This is a genomic window from Sphingomonas sp. (assembly GCF_036402235.1).
In the GTDB taxonomy this organism is placed as follows: Bacteria; Pseudomonadota; Alphaproteobacteria; order Sphingomonadales; family Sphingomonadaceae; genus Sphingomonas.
In genome coordinates, this window is the sequence record NZ_DASWTG010000042.1 from 1 (window position 1) to 14,598 (window position 14,598).

At 67.5% G+C, this 14,598-nt stretch carries 15 protein-coding genes; 5 read left to right on the plus strand and 10 right to left on the minus strand.

Translation table 11 applies throughout. From position 1 onward, the window contains the following. Positions 1 to 65: 65 nt before the first annotated feature. Both VGD28_RS08305 and VGD28_RS08310 read right to left on the minus strand, forming a co-directional pair. Entirely contained in the window at positions 66 to 380 is a 315-nt protein-coding gene (locus VGD28_RS08305; RefSeq protein ID WP_331027869.1) for a hypothetical protein, read from the minus strand. After that, a complete protein-coding gene (locus VGD28_RS08310) occupies positions 377 to 568 on the minus strand; it encodes a hypothetical protein (protein WP_331027870.1) in 192 nt (63 codons plus the stop codon). The genes VGD28_RS08305 and VGD28_RS08310 overlap by 4 nt, the downstream gene beginning before the upstream one ends. A 97-nt stretch (positions 569 to 665) precedes the next feature. On the opposite strand from VGD28_RS08310, the gene VGD28_RS08315 reads away from it, so the two are divergent. Further along, positions 666 to 1,286, plus strand: coding sequence for a S24 family peptidase (locus VGD28_RS08315; RefSeq protein WP_331027871.1), 621 nt, complete (start codon positions 666 to 668; stop codon positions 1,284 to 1,286). Between the two features lie 80 nt (positions 1,287 to 1,366). Beyond that, positions 1,367 to 2,482: an alpha/beta fold hydrolase gene (locus tag VGD28_RS08320; protein ID WP_331027872.1), complete on the plus strand. Its 1,116-nt coding sequence runs from the start codon at positions 1,367 to 1,369 to the stop codon at positions 2,480 to 2,482. On the opposite strand, the gene VGD28_RS08325 is transcribed toward VGD28_RS08320, so the two are convergent. After that, positions 2,479 to 2,673 carry a hypothetical protein gene (locus VGD28_RS08325; protein WP_331027873.1) on the minus strand — a complete coding sequence of 65 codons (195 nt, stop codon included), beginning with the start codon at positions 2,671 to 2,673 and terminating at the stop codon, positions 2,479 to 2,481. The two genes, VGD28_RS08320 and VGD28_RS08325, sit on opposite strands and share 4 nt — an antisense overlap. Positions 2,674 to 2,870: 197 nt before the next feature. Between VGD28_RS08325 and VGD28_RS08330 the strand changes: the two genes are divergently transcribed. Next, positions 2,871 to 3,083, plus strand: a complete 213-nt coding sequence (locus VGD28_RS08330) for a hypothetical protein (RefSeq protein WP_331027874.1) — start codon at positions 2,871 to 2,873, stop codon at positions 3,081 to 3,083. A 67-nt stretch (positions 3,084 to 3,150) separates the two neighbouring features. Beyond that, positions 3,151 to 3,480 (plus strand): zf-TFIIB domain-containing protein, encoded by a 330-nt coding sequence (locus VGD28_RS08335; protein ID WP_331027875.1) that lies wholly within the window; start codon positions 3,151 to 3,153, stop codon positions 3,478 to 3,480. Between the two features lie 156 nt (positions 3,481 to 3,636). On the opposite strand, the gene VGD28_RS08340 is transcribed toward VGD28_RS08335, so the two are convergent. Further along, positions 3,637 to 5,061, minus strand: a complete 1,425-nt coding sequence (locus tag VGD28_RS08340; RefSeq protein ID WP_331027876.1) for an aldehyde dehydrogenase family protein — start codon at positions 5,059 to 5,061, stop codon at positions 3,637 to 3,639. A gap of 86 nt (positions 5,062 to 5,147) precedes the next feature. Here VGD28_RS08340 and VGD28_RS08345 point away from each other — a divergent pair, with 86 nt between their 5' ends. Beyond that, on the plus strand, positions 5,148 to 6,122 hold the full coding sequence (locus tag VGD28_RS08345) for a quinone oxidoreductase (protein ID WP_331027877.1): 975 nt from the start codon (positions 5,148 to 5,150) through the stop codon (positions 6,120 to 6,122). A 57-nt stretch (positions 6,123 to 6,179) separates the two neighbouring features. Here VGD28_RS08345 and VGD28_RS08350 read toward each other — a convergent pair whose 3' ends face one another. The 6 genes from VGD28_RS08350 to VGD28_RS08375 all read right to left on the minus strand — a co-directional run bounded on the left by VGD28_RS08350 (position 6,180) and on the right by VGD28_RS08375 (position 14,563). After that, a complete protein-coding gene (locus VGD28_RS08350; RefSeq protein ID WP_331027878.1) occupies positions 6,180 to 7,472 on the minus strand; it encodes a M20/M25/M40 family metallo-hydrolase in 1,293 nt (430 codons plus the stop codon). A gap of 39 nt (positions 7,473 to 7,511) precedes the next feature. After that, positions 7,512 to 8,987, minus strand: coding sequence for a PQQ-dependent sugar dehydrogenase (locus VGD28_RS08355; protein ID WP_331027879.1), 1,476 nt, complete (start codon positions 8,985 to 8,987; stop codon positions 7,512 to 7,514). Positions 8,988 to 9,115: 128 nt separating this feature from the next. Further along, positions 9,116 to 10,159, minus strand: a complete 1,044-nt coding sequence (locus VGD28_RS08360; RefSeq protein WP_331027880.1) for a phytase — start codon at positions 10,157 to 10,159, stop codon at positions 9,116 to 9,118. Then, positions 10,159 to 12,483, minus strand: coding sequence for a TonB-dependent receptor plug domain-containing protein (locus tag VGD28_RS08365; RefSeq protein WP_331027881.1), 2,325 nt, complete (start codon positions 12,481 to 12,483; stop codon positions 10,159 to 10,161). Before VGD28_RS08365 ends, VGD28_RS08360 begins: the two co-directional genes overlap by 1 nt. Before the next feature lie 220 nt (positions 12,484 to 12,703). After that, positions 12,704 to 14,116: a type I glutamate--ammonia ligase gene (glnA, locus tag VGD28_RS08370; RefSeq protein WP_331027882.1), complete on the minus strand. Its 1,413-nt coding sequence runs from the start codon at positions 14,114 to 14,116 to the stop codon at positions 12,704 to 12,706. A 108-nt stretch (positions 14,117 to 14,224) separates the two neighbouring features. Further along, the gene (locus tag VGD28_RS08375) at positions 14,225 to 14,563 is read right to left on the minus strand and encodes a P-II family nitrogen regulator (protein ID WP_066576824.1); all 339 of its coding nucleotides are present in this window, start codon (positions 14,561 to 14,563) and stop codon (positions 14,225 to 14,227) included. Positions 14,564 to 14,598: the final 35 nt, after the last annotated feature.

Consider the following 14,598-nt stretch of genomic DNA (forward strand, 5'->3'; position numbering starts at 1 on the left):
CGTATCTTGATGGGTGGCCGGGTGGGGAGCGGGCCAGCGCCGTTTCAGCGAAGCTGAAAACGACTCTAGCAATCCTCCACCGTCAGCACCTCGATCGTGACCTCGGCCGATTCTTCGGCGTGAATCGAGCCCGTCACGGCGAGGTCCGCGACCAGATGCCCGCGCAGGCGGAACTCGGTCTCGCCAAGCCCCACCAACCAGCTATCCAGCAAAGGGCAGGGCGTTGCTATGGCGACGATCCGGTGGCGCGCGCCGGTAAAGGTCACGCTGGCCCAGGGCGTTGCCGTGATCGCGACGACGGAGAGCGCGATCCCCGCATCCGCGGCACTGCGCACCAGCGCGCGCTCGAGCTGCGTGCCCAGATCGGGCCCGCGGCTCATGGACGAAGCTCCGGCGGCGGCGGTGCCGCCAGAAAGGCCTCGACCCGCGCGCGCGTCTTGGCGCGCAGCTCGCGGCCATTGCGCAGGTCGCCCACCAGCCGCGGATCGCGCACCGCCAGCCGTCCGAATTTGGTGGCCGGGATTCCGTGCTGGCGCAGATACCGCTCCACTTCTCGCAAAATCGCCATCGATCACTCCTGTTCTCCCGACTCGCTCATGTTGATGTTCATTGAATGTTCTCATTTCCAACTTGTCTAGGAAAAATCCTACGGCTATGCTCAAAACATGGAATCCTTCGAGCAACGCGAGGCGCTGGAGCGCGCGGCGGCGGCGCGGGGGGAGTCGCTGGCGGCATTGTCGCGGCTGATCGGGCGCAATGCCGCCTATCTGCAGCAGTTCGTGACGCGCGGGTCGCCGCGCCGCCTGGCCGAAGCCGACCGGCGCAAGCTGGCGCGCTATCTGGGGTTGAGCGATGCGGCGCTGGGCGGGCCGGCGGTCGACGGGCTGGTGCCCGTGGCGCGGGTCGATGCCGGGGCGGCGGCCGGGCGCGGGCGGCTGGTCGAGACCGAGCGGCGCAGCGAGCTGCTGCTCGACCCGGCGCTGCTGCGGCGGCTGGGCGTGCGGCCGGACATGGCCTCGACCATCCGGGTCGAGGGCGCGTCGATGGAGCCGAACCTGTGCGACGGCGACGAGATCCTGGTCGATGGGGCGCGGCGGATGCTGGGCGTTCGGCCGGCGATCTATGTGTTCCGGCGTGAGGGGCTGGTGGCGGTCAAGCGGCTGCGGGCGATGGGTGCCGAGGTGGAGGTGGTGAGCGACAACCCCGCCTTTGGGCGTGAGGTGGTTCCGGCCCGGGCGATCGATGTGGTCGGGCGGGTGGTGTGGCTGCACCGCGCCCTGGTGTAGCGCGCGTGAACCCTTCCCCGCGCTTTTCGTTTCGGGCGCGGCTGTGATATCTCACAGCCATGCATCGTGCACGCGCCAGTATGGCCAGCATCGTTGCGGCGGCCCTGCTCACCATGCCGGCCACCGCCTCCGCGCAACGTGCCGGGACGCTGGTCTCCGCCGAGCCGGCGGCCGACGCCCCCGCCGGGATGCGCGCCTGGCGAGTGCGCTATCGCACGATGAGCGATCGCAACCAGCCGATCGAGGTGACGGGGATGGTGATCGCGCCGGAACGTCCGTCGTCCGGACCGGGTCGGGTGATCGCCTGGACACACGGCATGATCGGCGTCGCGCAGAAATGCGCTCCTTCGTCGGGCGGCCTCAACTTCACCATGATCCCCTCGCTCGCGGATGTGATCGGGCGTGGCTATACCGTTGTCGCGCCTGACTATCCGGGGCTCGGCTCCGCTATGGTTCATCCGGGGCTGGTCGGGGTCAGCACGGGGCGGTCGGTGCTCGATGCGGTGCGCGCGGCGCGCGACATTCGCGGCGCCAATGCCGGGCTACGGTTCGCCGTGTGGGGCGAATCGCAGGGCGGGCATGCCGCGCTATGGACCGGGCAGCTGGCGCGAAGCTATGCGCCGGAGCTCGATCTGGTCGGGATCGCCGCGATCGTGCCGCCCACCGATCTGGCGCGCAACATGAAGGAGGGCAGCGACCCGCGGGCGCGCGCGTTGCTGATGGCGTACACCGGGACGAGCTGGTCGCGCCACTATGGCATCCCGATGACCGCGTTCGGCAGCCGCGCGACTCAGAATGTGATGACCCGGCTGGCCGACAATTACTGCATAGAGACGCACAAGAAGCCGAAGCTCGGCACGATCCTGGGCATCGTCACCGTGCAGCGCGCGATCCGCAACCTCGATCTCGGCAAGCAGCAGCCCTGGGGCCGGCTGATGCGCGAGAACAGCGTCTCGCCCGCCGCGGTCCCTTCGCCGCTGCTGGTTGCCACGGGAAGCAAGGACGTGATCGTGGCGCCCGCCGTGGTGCGCGATTTCGCGCAGCGGGCGTGCCGCAACGGCAAGGCCGTGCGCTATCTCTCGATCCCGGGCGGCGAGCATGCCACGGTCGCGCGGACCGACGCGCGGACGACGCTCGACTGGATCGACGCTCGTTTCGCGGGGCAACGCGCCCCGAGTGATTGCGGACGAATCTAACGCCGTGCGCGATCGATCAGCGCGACGATCAGCAGCAGCGCGAGGCCGATGCCGAGCCCGCCGATGAAGCCGAGCGAGGGCTGCCCCTTGAGCACGCCGATCACCGAGCCGGTGACGAGGCTGAGCGCGAGCAAAGCGCCGCCCGCGATCGGGGCGCCGCCGCGCGGGGCAGGGGAGGGCTTGCGGTCCATGCCGTTCCCTTGCCACGTCCCGCGCCGGGACGCCACCGTCCCGATGCGGAACGCGCGGCACGGCGCAAAAGCCTATGGTTTCCATCGATTTACCCTTGCGAAGCGCGGGAAAGCGGGGGTTGGCCGATCATGGCACGGGGGGTGCGTGCCCGCTCGGCATACCCCAGCCGGAGCGCCCCCCGCTTATGTCGCCTGCGATGTCCACCATCCCGTATCTTGCCGATCGTGCCCATGTGACCGACGCGGCGGAACTGATCGCGATGTTCGGTGACGATGCCGGGTTCGAGGCGGCGGCGCGCGCGGACAGATATCGCGACCTGGGCAACCACATCAACTTCTGCCGCTGGCGCCAGATCGAGCGGCTGATCGTGCTGATGAGCGTCAACCGCGCGGTGGGCACGGTTCACTGATCGCATCGTTGCGGCGGGTCGCGATGCTTCCTAGCTAGGGTGCATCGACCATGATCAGGAGCCGATGATGCGAACCCCCGAAGCCGTTGCCGGAATGCTGTGCCCCGTGTGCAAGGTGGGCCTCCACATGAGCGACCGGCAGGGGATCGAGATCGATTACTGCCCGCAATGCCGCGGCATCTGGCTCGACCGCGGCGAGCTCGACAAGATCATCGAGCGCAGCGGCGCGGCGGAAGCGCCCCCGGCACCTCCGGCGCCTCAGGCACCGCCGCAAGGCGGGCCGTGGCAGCAAGGCGGCGGCTATCCGCGACAGGGCTATGGCGATCGCGGCTACGGCTACGACCCGCGCTACAAGCACAAGCGCAAGAAGAGCTTCCTGGAGGAGCTGTTCGACTGAGGGAGCGGTAGTTTCGCGTATTAATCCTCCCCCGCCAGGGGGAGGTGTCAGCCGCAGGCTGACGGAGGGGGCGGATTCCAGAACGCTGGCGTGCTTCCTCCCCCCTCCGTCGCGCTTCGCGCGCCACCTCCCCCTGGCGGGGGAGGATTTCTGGGTTCAAGCCATCGCGCCGACCATCGCCTTCACTTCCATGAATTCGGCGAGGCCGAACTTGCCGTGCTCGCGGCCGTTGCCCGATTGCTTGTAGCCGCCGAAGGGCAGGCCGGGATCGGGCTGGCCGCCATTGATGTAGACCATGCCGGCGCGCAGCCGCGGGGCGACGCGCTTCACCTCCTCGGGCGTGCCGAACAGCACCGCGGACAGGCCGTAGTCGGTGTCGTTGGCGATGCGGACGGCCTCTTCCTCGTCCTTATAGGGGATGATCGCGATCACCGGGCCGAAGATCTCCTCGCGCGCGATCGTCATGTCGTTGCGCACGCCGGAGAAGAGCGTGGGCCTGACGAAATAGCCGGTCTCCACGCCGTCGGGGCGCCCGGGGCCGCCGGTCTCAAGCTTGGCGCCCTCCTCCAGCCCCTTGCGGATCAGGCCCTGGATCTTCTCCCACTGCGCCTTGTTGACCACCGGGCCGATATGGCGGCCCTCCTGCGAAGGATCGCCGGTCTCGACCGCCTTCATCACGCCGCTCGCGATTTGCGCGGCCTCGTCGGCCTGGCTCTCGTGAACCAGCATGCGGGCGGGGGCGATGCAGCTCTGGCCCGAGTTCATAATGACGCTCATCAGCCCGGTCTGCACCGCCCTGGGCAGGTCGGCGCCGGGAAGGATGACGTTGGGCGACTTGCCGCCAAGCTCCTGATGAACGCGCTTGACCGTGTCGGCGGCGTTCTTCGCGACCTGGATGCCCGCGCGGGTCGATCCGGTGAAGCTCACCATGTCGACGTCCTTGTGGCGGCTGAGCGCCGTGCCGACGCCCGGCCCGTCGCCCTGGACGAGGTTGAACACGCCTGCGGGGACGCCGGCCTTGTCCATGATCTCGGCGAAGATCGCCGCGCAGCTCGGCGCCTCCTCGCTGGGCTTCAATACCATCGTGTTGCCCGCGGCGAGCGCGGGGGCGACCTTGGCGACGATCTGGTTCAGCGGCCAGTTCCACGGCGTGATCAGCGCGACGACGCCGATCGGTTCATGCACGACGAGACTGGCGCCGATCTGCTCGCTGAACTGGAATTCCTTGAGCGCCTTGATCGTGGACATGAGGTGGCCGATGCCGCTGCCGACCTGCGCGGTCTTCGCGAGGCTCATCGGCGCGCCCATCTCGGCCGAGATCGCATCGGCAAGGTCGCCCGCGCGATTCTTGTACTCGGCAAGGATCGCCTCGAGCAGCGCCAGCCGCTCCACGACGCTGGTGCGCGCGAAGCTCTCGAACGCCGCCTTCGCCGCGGCGACTGCCTTGTTCACGTCCGCCTCGGAACCGAGCGTGATTTCGGCGACCGGAGCTTCGGTGGCGGGGTTGATCACGTCGTGGCGGGTGCCGCCCTCGCTTTCGATCCACGCACCACCAATATAGTGCTTGAGATAGCTCCGCATCCTGGCCTCCGGTTTTCAAACATCGGGTATGGCGCCTAGATGGCGGTGCGAGCCAAGGGTTGCAACCCGAAACTGGAGGCGAGTGCATGGCGCGTGTGGCGGTGATCGAGCAGACCGGCGGACCCGAGGTGATCGGATGGGTCGAGCGCGAGCTGCCACCGCCAGCATCGGGCGAGGTGCGCGTGCGGCAAACCGCGGTCGGGCTGAACTTCATCGACACCTATCACCGCTCGGGCCTCTATCCCGTGCCGCTGCCGAGCGGACTCGGGAGCGAGGCCGCCGGGATTGTTGAGGCGGTAGGCGAAGGCGTGACCGCGCTGGCGCCGGGCGATCGGGTCGCGACCTATGGGCCGGGGCTGGGTGCCTATGCCACCGAGCGCAACGTGCCCGCGGACATCCTGTCGAAGCTGCCCGATTCGATCTCGGACGAAATCGCCGCGGCGGTGATGCTCAAGGGCTGCACGGCCGAATATCTGGTCGAGCGCGCGGCGAGGGTTCAGCCGGGGATGACGGTGCTTGTCCATGCCGCGGCCGGCGGGACCGGGCAATTGCTGGTGCAATGGCTCAAGCATCTCGGCGCGACGGTGATCGGGACCGCCGGATCGGCGGACAAGGCCAAGCGCGCGCGGGCGCTCGGCGCCGATCACGTCATCGAATACAGGAATGAGGATATCGCCGTGCGGGTGCGCGAGATCACGGGCGGCGAAGGCGTCCCGGTGGTGCTTGACGGTGTGGGCGGATCCACCTGGGAGGCGTCGCTCAAGTCGGCGGCGCGGCGCGGGCTGGTCGTCAGCTTCGGCAATGCGGGCGGGCCGGTGGAGGGGGTGAACCTCGGCATCCTGAGCCGCCACGGATCGCTCTATGTCACCCGGCCGACCCTCTACGACTATTATGCGACGCCCTCAGAACGCGCGGCGGGTGTGGCACGGGTATTCGAGCTGGTCGCGAGCGGCGTGCTCAGCGTCGAGATCGGGCAGCGGTTCGCGCTGGAAGATGCCGCCGATGCCCACCGCGCGATCGAGGCGGGCGAGACGATGGGCGCGACGTTGCTGGTGCCTTGATCAGGGTTCCAATCCTCCCCCTGGCGGGGGAGGATTGGAAGCTGAACGCCGCGCTCTTCAGCGCTTCTCGCGGCTCAGTCGCGTCAGGAACACCGCGTTGCGCAGCGCCTGGAGCGGAATCGAGGTGAGATCGACCCATTCGCCCTCGGCATGCGCGCCGCCGCCTGCCACGCCGAGGCCGGCGAGCGTGTCGACATCCGCGGCGACGAAGGCGCTGTCGGCGGCGCCGCGCTTCGCGGGATCCATCTCGGCCATCTCGGGCAGCTTCAGGTCGCGGTTGACCGCGTTGAGCTTCGCCAGCAGCGCGCGGTTGCCCGCAGTCGGCGACATCGGCGGATATCCGTCCTGGAAGACCAGCTTCGCGCTGGTGCCGGGCAGGTTCTTGGCGACGATTGCCTGCATCGCGGCGCGGGTCTTCGCCTCCTGCTCGGGAGTGAGCGCGCGCAGGTCGCCGCGCGCGACCGCCTGCTCGGCAACGATGTTGGTCTTGCCGCCCGCGCTGACCTGATAGTTGTTGGGCGCGAGCGTCGCCGGGGTGCCGGCGGCCATCACGCCGATATTGTAGGTGAGGTTCTGCTCGGGCAGCGTGCGCCGGAACTCGTCGAGGATGCGCACAAGCTCATAGGCCGCGCCATAGCCGAGCGACGCGCCGAACACGCCGCTGCTGTGCCCCGTCTTTCCGGTCGTCGTGAGTGTCCAGTTGGCCGAGCTGCGGCGCGCGATCGTCCCCTTGTCGCTGCCATCCTCTCGCGCGAGATTCTCGTACTCCAACGCGACATCGGCCCATTTGCCCGCGGCGATCAGGTCGCGGCGGGCGATCTCCAGCGGCGCGCCCGTGCGTTCCTCGTCGCCGGTCAGCACGATCCGGATGTCCGCGCCCTTGAGCGTGCCCGCCGCCTGCATCGCGCGCAGCGCGGCGATGATGACGACGATCCCGCCCTTGTCGTCGCCAATGCCCGGGCCGGTCGCGCGATCACCGGTGCGCACGAACTTCTGGAAAGGGGATTCGGGCTCGAACACCGTGTCGAGATGGCCGATCAGCAGCAGGCGCTTGCCCTTCCCGTTGCCCGTGTGCGTCGCGACCAGGTGCCCGGCGCGGCCGGTCTCCTTCATGTCGATCCACTCGACCCTGAAACCGAGCGGCTCGAGCTCGGCGCGCACCATCGCGCCGACCTTGCTCACGCCGTCGATGTTGAGCGAGCCGCTGTTCTGATTGACCAGCTTCTCCAGCAGCGCGACATGGCGTTCGGTCTCCGCCTTCACGGTGGATGCCATCTTCTGCTCCGCGCCGCTCTGTGCGGCGGCGGGAAGGGCGAGGATCAGGGCGAGCGGGGCGAGGGCGCGATGCATGACAGCGGTTAAAGCTGTTGCCTGCGCACTCGGCAACCCTCAGCCGGGCGTCACCATGAAGATCTCGCCGTCGAGATCGACGATGAACAGATTCCCTGCCGCATCCTCGCCGAACGACGCGAGCTGGTCGATCGTCCCCGTATCGGGCGCGAAATCGGGATTGCGGCGCTCATAGCTGGCTGATGCCAGCGTGCTTCCCGCGACGAGCGAGGCGGCGGGAACGCTCCAGAGGTTGCCGCTGATGAAATCGCCGAACACATAGGAACCCGCCAGCGAAGCGACCGGGCCGCGATAGACATAGCCGCCGATCACCGATCGGCCCTGACGCGGGCCGGTGCCGTGGCTGTATTCGGTGACCGGCGGGGTCAGCCCGGCAGGCGCGGTGCCGCTGAAGGGCTGCGTCCCCTCGAGGAAGCGCCAGCCGAAATTGAGTCCAGGCTGGTCGGGGCGGAGAACGTCGATCTCTTCGCGCGCGCCCTGACCGACATCGCCGATGAGCAGGCGGCCGTCGGGAGCGAAGGAGGCGCGGAACGGGTTGCGCAGGCCGATCGCGAACACCCAGGGATCGCCGCCGGCGATGAGATACGGATTGCCCGGAGCGGGGACATAGCTGCCGCCGCTCTGCGCGAGCCGGAGGATCTTGCCGAGGCGGACATTGGTGTTCTGCGCATTGTTGGCCGGATCGCCGCCGCCCCCGCCGTCGCCGATGCCGACATAGAGATGCCCGTCCGGGCCGAAGCCGAGCCAGCCGCCATTGTGGTTGTTGTTGGTCGGATGCGGCGTGCGCAGGACGACCGTATGGGGCGTGGCGGGGCTGCTCAGCGAGAGCGCCCGGACCTCGACCGCGCCATCGGTCGCCGTCGCGACTATCAGCGCTTCGCCATAGGTGGCGGGGGCATTGGTGTTGACGGCGAGCCCGAGCAGCCCGCGCTCGCCATCGGTCGCGAGGTTGGTGACCGTGCGGATCAGCGTCTTCGCTCCGGTCGCCGGATCGAGCCGCCAGATGCCGCCGCCCTTCTCGACCACATAGACTTGAGCCGAGCCCGGAATCGGGGCGACGTAGAGCGGCTGGCTGAAGCCGGTGCCGACACGGCGCACCGCGATCCCCTCACGGCTGTTGGTGACGGTGACGGTGACGTCCTGCGTCGCGGAGAGCGATCCGTCGCTGACGCGCAATTGCACCTGATAGACATTGTCGCGATCGGCATCGGCGGGCAGCTCGAAATTGGGGGGAGGGGCGAAGGCGAGCGCGCCGACGGGGGTAATCGTGAAGCGCGCGGCATCGGCGCCGCCGGCGATCGAGAAGGTAAGCGGATTGCCGTCCGGGTCGCTGGCGGTGGCGGTATAGGCGGCAACGGTGTTCTCCGCGACCGATGCGGTCGTGGCGGAGGTGAAGGCCGGCGCGCGGTTGGTTTGGGGAGGCGTCGGCGTCGGGCTCGGAGAACCGCCGCCGCCACCGCCTCCGCCGCTGCAAGCACTGAGCAACGCTACCGTGCCGAGAATGACCAGCCGCATCGCTTCCTCCCGTCGTGACAGGTCCGAAACGCGCGAAGGCGGCTTTGTTCCCGCGGGGCAGCGAAGAGTCGTGGTTAGCGCGGCTATACCATGTGCCGCGCGGCCGGGCGAGCCGCGCGGTCTTCCGCTCAGTCGAGCTTCAGCGCAGCCTTGATGTCCGCCCAGGCCGCGAACTTGAAGTTCTGGGCCTTGGGCGGGTTGTAGCCGTCCTGCGCGATGAACAGCCCGCCGGGATAATCGGGGCCGAAGTCGCCGGTGATCACCTCGATCCCGTCGGTCTCTTCGGTGGAGCCGAACGTGCCGGGCGTGATGCGGAAGCGGCCGACATAGGCCTCGTCCGACAGCCGGTAGACGGCATAGGCATGGTCGCCCTGGCTGGAGACCAGCAGATAGCCGCCATTGCCCTCCCCCTCGGCGGCGATCGCGACGCCCTCGACATCGATGACGAGGGTTTGGCCGTCGGCCGCCGCGATCCTCGTTCCCGCGACAGGGCCGTCGGCGCGCGCATCGAACCGCCACACGCCGCTATTCTCCTCGCCGACATAGAGGCGGTGCGTGCGCTCGTCGGCGACGCAGCCTTCCGACTGGGTGGCGAGCTTCATCGTGCGGACGATCTTTCCCGCCGGCGCGGCGCCCGTCAGGTCGAGCTCGAGCTGACGGATCGTGCCGTCCTTGATGACGTTGAAGGCGTGGAGCTTGCCGCCGCTACGGTAGAGGCATGCCCCATAGGCCTCGCCCGCACCGACCGGGACGGCGCCGAGCGGGATCAGCTTCGCGGCGGTAGTGTCGAGCCGGAACAAAGCGAGCTTGGCGTTCTTGCGATCGTTGCGGTCGCTCGCCGCGACGATGATCCCGGCGTCGCCCATGTCGCGAAGGTCGACATTGTTGACCTGGCCGGCGTCGATGAAGAACCGGTCCTTGCCGGCCAGGTCATAGACGTGCAGCCCGGCCTTCTTGTCGGTGCCGACGATCAGGCTGGCGGCGGGGTTGGCCGGGTTGCGCCAGATCGCGGGATCGTCCGCCGCATCGGCGTTTGCCGTGCCCACCGCCTCGGTCTCGCCGCGCGCCTGGACGCTGGCCGCCGGGGTGGTGGGTACGACCGGAACCGCAGTCTTCGATGCGGCACAGGCGGCGAGCGGGAGCAGGCCCGTGAAGAGAATGGCGCGGCGCATCAGAAGGCCAGACGTGCCATGACCTGGAAGACCGGGCCAGCATTCTCGCGCTCGAGTTCATATTCGTCGAAGTTGCGGTCGATCTGGTCCTCGATCGTCGTGAACTTGTTGAACGCCTCGCGCTTCTCGCTGTCGAGCAGGTTCGAGCCGACGGCGCGGATCGTAAAGCTCTTGCCGAAGCGCTTCTCGACGAAGATCTCGAGGTCCGCGCCATAGGTGGTGCGCACTTCCTCGCCGACGTTGCGGTCGATCGCCGCGCCCTGCTTGCGGTAGGTCGCGCCGAACGCCGCGCCAAAGCTCGGGAAGTTCTGGATGAAGCCGAAATTGTACACGGTGTTCGACTGGCCGTTGAAGCGCCGCTCGCCCAGCTCGTCGGTGATGTCGCTCTCGAGCAGTGACAGGTTGCCGAACACGCCGGTGTCGGGAAGGCCGAGGAAGCCCAGGCTGGTCGAAACGTCGAACTCGACGCCATAGACCTGTCCGTCGCCGGTGTTGCGCGGCTGGTAGACGAAGGTTCCTGGCCCCTCCGAACCCTCGACTTGGGTGTTGTACACCTCGACCAGGTCCTTGACGTCGCGGTAGAAGAAGTTGACGCCGATCACTCCGGTCGACCCGATGCGCTGCTCGAAGCCGAGATCGGCGCCCCAGGCGGTCTCGGGCCGCAGCAGCGGATTGCCGAGCAGGTCGTTGTCGCCCAGCTCCGCTTCGAGCAGCACCGGCGTGATATAGTCGAAGCGCGGGCGGCGAACGGTGCGCGCGCCCGAGATGGTGATGCGGCCGCCATTGCCGACGCTGATCTTGGCCGAGGCGCTGGGCAGGAGCTGGTTGTAGTCCTGCTCGATCGCGCCGCCGGCGGCGGTCAGGTCGTCGATGCGCACATTGGTATTTTCCCAGCGCAGGCCGACTTCCCACTTCACCGCGCCGGTCTCGCCCTCGATCAGGCCGAACAAGTCCTTGCGCTCCTCCTTGATCTTGCTGAGCCCGCCCGCGATTGGCGTGAAGCCGGTGAAGCCTTGCGCATTGGTGTCGGGCGTCAGCGCGAACTGGCTGTAGGCGGCGTGGAAGCTGGTCGCGAGGTTGAAGCGCTGGCGCGCCGCTTCCTGGATATCGGTGTCGCGGACCTTGTTCTGGTAGAAGCCGCCGAACACGAGATCGATGCCGCTGCCGAGCGGCGCTTCATGCTCGAGTCCGGCCGAGAATTCCTTGTCGACGATATGCGTGTCGAACCGGTCGCCGGTGAAGCGCGGCGCCGCGCGATCGAACTCGATCTCGTTCTCCGTTTCCCACTGATTGTCGATGAACTTGGCGAAGCCGACCTTCAGCTTGGTCTCGCCCAGGCTCCATTTCTGGCCGAGCTTGCCGTTGATGCTGAAATTGTCCTGCTCGATCCCGTTGATGTTGGAATTATCGACCAGCAGGTTGCCGCCCGCGCCGTTGCGGATCGAACCGCCCGATCCGGTCGCGGTGCTGTATTCGAACGAGCGCTCGGTCTCGGTGCGATCGGTGCGGACGTAGAAGCCCGACAGCTCGAAGTCGGTGGTGTCGGTATCGATCGTGTAGCTCGCGTTGAAGGCGTAGTCGGTGCCATCGCGGACGTCAGACTGGTCCTCGCGATTGTTGAGCGCGGCGCCCGGCTCGTCATAGCGCAGGCTGTACTTCTTCTTGGGGTTGTAACGGCCCTGCAGGTTGGCGCCGAGCAGGATGCGGCCCGGGCCGACCTGGCCGCCGAACACCGCGCCGAGGCTCGGCTTCACCTCGCCATCGTCGAAGCGGAGCAGGCCGCCGCGGATATAGCCGCCGTCGAGCTGGTAGCCGTCGCGCAGCACGATGTTGAGCGTGCCGGCGACTGCATCGCCGGTGCGGCGCGCCGAGGAGGAGCGCACGATCTCGACCTGCTTGATCAGCTCGGCCGGGATGCGGTCGAGGAAGAAGCTGCGGTCGGCGTTGGTGCCGGGCACCCTCTCGCCGTTGATCAGGATCTGGGTGTAGCCGGGATCGAGGCCGCGCAGGCGGGCGCCGTCGCTCTCGATCACGTCGGACAGGAAAGTCACCGAGGGAACGCGCTTGAGCGCATCGCCGGCGGTGAGCGGCTCGAAGCGCTGGAAGAATTCCTGGTCATAGACCAGCTCGGGCTCGGCGCCCTCGGTGCGATTGCGATAGGCGATGGTGCCGTTGACGACGACGTCGGCGGCGGTTTCGATCTCCTGCTGAGCGGCGGCTTGCGCGGTTTCCACGGTCTGCGCGGCGGCAGGCGCGGCGAGCGACAGCGCGAGAACAGGCAGGCTGGCACCCGCAAGGGTGGCGACGATCGATTTGCAGTTCATGGGATCCCCCGATTGAGTCGAGGGCGCGCCTAGGCCCGGCGCATGTCACTCCGGTGCGATTCCGGTTTCACTTCGATTGCGCAACGATGACGATTGCGTGACGTTGCGCGGGCGACACGGTGAGGAGCGCGAGAACGAAAACGCCCGGGCCTTTCGGCCCGGGCGTCTCGCTGTCCGGCGCCGCTTCCCCCCGGAGGCGGCGCTTGGGAACCGGTTCGCCTTACGACGAATAGTACATGTCGAACTCGACGGGGCTGGGGGTCATTTCCCAGCGCGCGACCTCGTTGCGCTTGATCTCGACATACGCCTCGATCTGGTCCTTCGAGAACACGTCGCCCTTGAGCAGGAAGTCCATATCGGCCTCCAGGCTGTCGAGCGCCTCGCGGAGCGAGCCGCACACGGTCGGCACTTCGGCCAGCTCTTCGGGCGGCAGGTCGTAGAGGTTCTTGTCCATCGGGTCGCCCGGATGGATCTTGTTCTGGATGCCGTCGAGGCCGGCCATCAGCAGCGCCGCATAGCAGAGATACGGGTTGGCCAGCGCGTCGGGGAAGCGGAACTCGACGCGCTTCGCCTTGCTGCCCGCGCCATACGGGATGCGGCACGAGGCCGAGCGGTTGCGCGACGAATAGGCGAGCAGCACCGGCGCCTCATAACCCGGGACCAGCCGCTTGTAGCTGTTGGTCGACGGGTTGGTGAAGGCGTTCAATGCCTTGGCGTGCTTGATCACGCCGCCGATGAAGTAGAGGCACATCTCGGAAAGGCCGGCATAGCCGTTGCCCGCGAACAGCGGCTTGCCCTGATCCCAGATCGAGATGTGGGTGTGCATGCCCGAGCCGTTATCTTCCTTGATCGGCTTGGGCATGAAGGTCGCGGTCTTGCCATAGGCATGGGCGACCTGATGCACGACATATTTGTAGATCTGCATGCGGTCGGCGGTCTGCACCAGCGTGCCGAAGGTCAGGCCGAGCTCGTGCTGCGCGGCGGCGACCTCGTGGTGGTGCTTGTCGCAGGGCAGGCCCATTTCGAGCATGGTCGAGACCATCTCGCCGCGGATGTCGACGGCGCTGTCGACCGGCGCGACCGGGAAGTAACCGCCCTTGGCGCGCGGGCGGTGGCCCATGTTGCCGCTCTCATATTCCTTGGACGAGTTGCCCGGCAGCTCGATATCGTCGAGCTGGTAGTAGCTCGAGGAATAGGTGTTCTCGAAGCGGACGTCGTCGAACATGAAGAACTCGGCCTCGGGGCCGACATAAACGGTGTCGCCGATGCCGAGCGACTGGAGATAGGCTTCCGAGCGCTTGGCGGTCGAGCGCGGGTCGCGGGCATAGAGCTCGCCGGTCGAGGGCTCGACGATGTCGCACACCAGGATCAGCATCGGGGTAGCCGAGAACGGGTCGACCCACACGGCGTCGAGATCGGGCTTCAGGATCATGTCCGACTCGTTGATCGCCTTCCAGCCCTCGATCGACGAACCGTCGAACATCAGGCCGTCGGTCAGCTCGTCCTCGCCGATCACGCCGGCGACCATGGTCAAATGCTGCCACTTGCCCTTGGGGTCGGTGAACCGCAGGTCGATCCATTCGATCTCCTGATCCTTGACCATCTTCAGAATGTCGGCGGCGGTATTAGCCATTGGAACCAAGCCCTTTCTCTCGCTTGTCGGAACCGGCGGGTGCCGGAGAATCATGTTGCGTTGCAGCGGTGTGTCGTGAAATTTTTGCGGTGCGTCAAACCGTCCAAATCAAATCGCGTTGTCGTCGCGCTCCCCGGTGCGGATGCGCAGCGCGGTCTCGATCGCGGTGACGAAGATCTTGCCGTCGCCGATGCGGCCGGTCTGCGCGGCCGCGGCGATCGCCTCGACCACGCGGTCGGTCAGCGCATCCTCGACCACGACCTCCAGCTTCACCTTCGGCAGGAAGTCGACGACGTACTCAGCGCCGCGATAGAGCTCGGTATGGCCCTTCTGGCGACCGAAGCCCTTGGCCTCGGTCACGGTGATCCCGGACACCCCCACTTCGTGCAGCGCCTCCTTCACCTCATCCAGCTTGAACGGCTTGATGATGGCTTCGATCTTTTTCACGGCCTGTCATTCCTTCGTTTCAAGCGGGGCTTGCC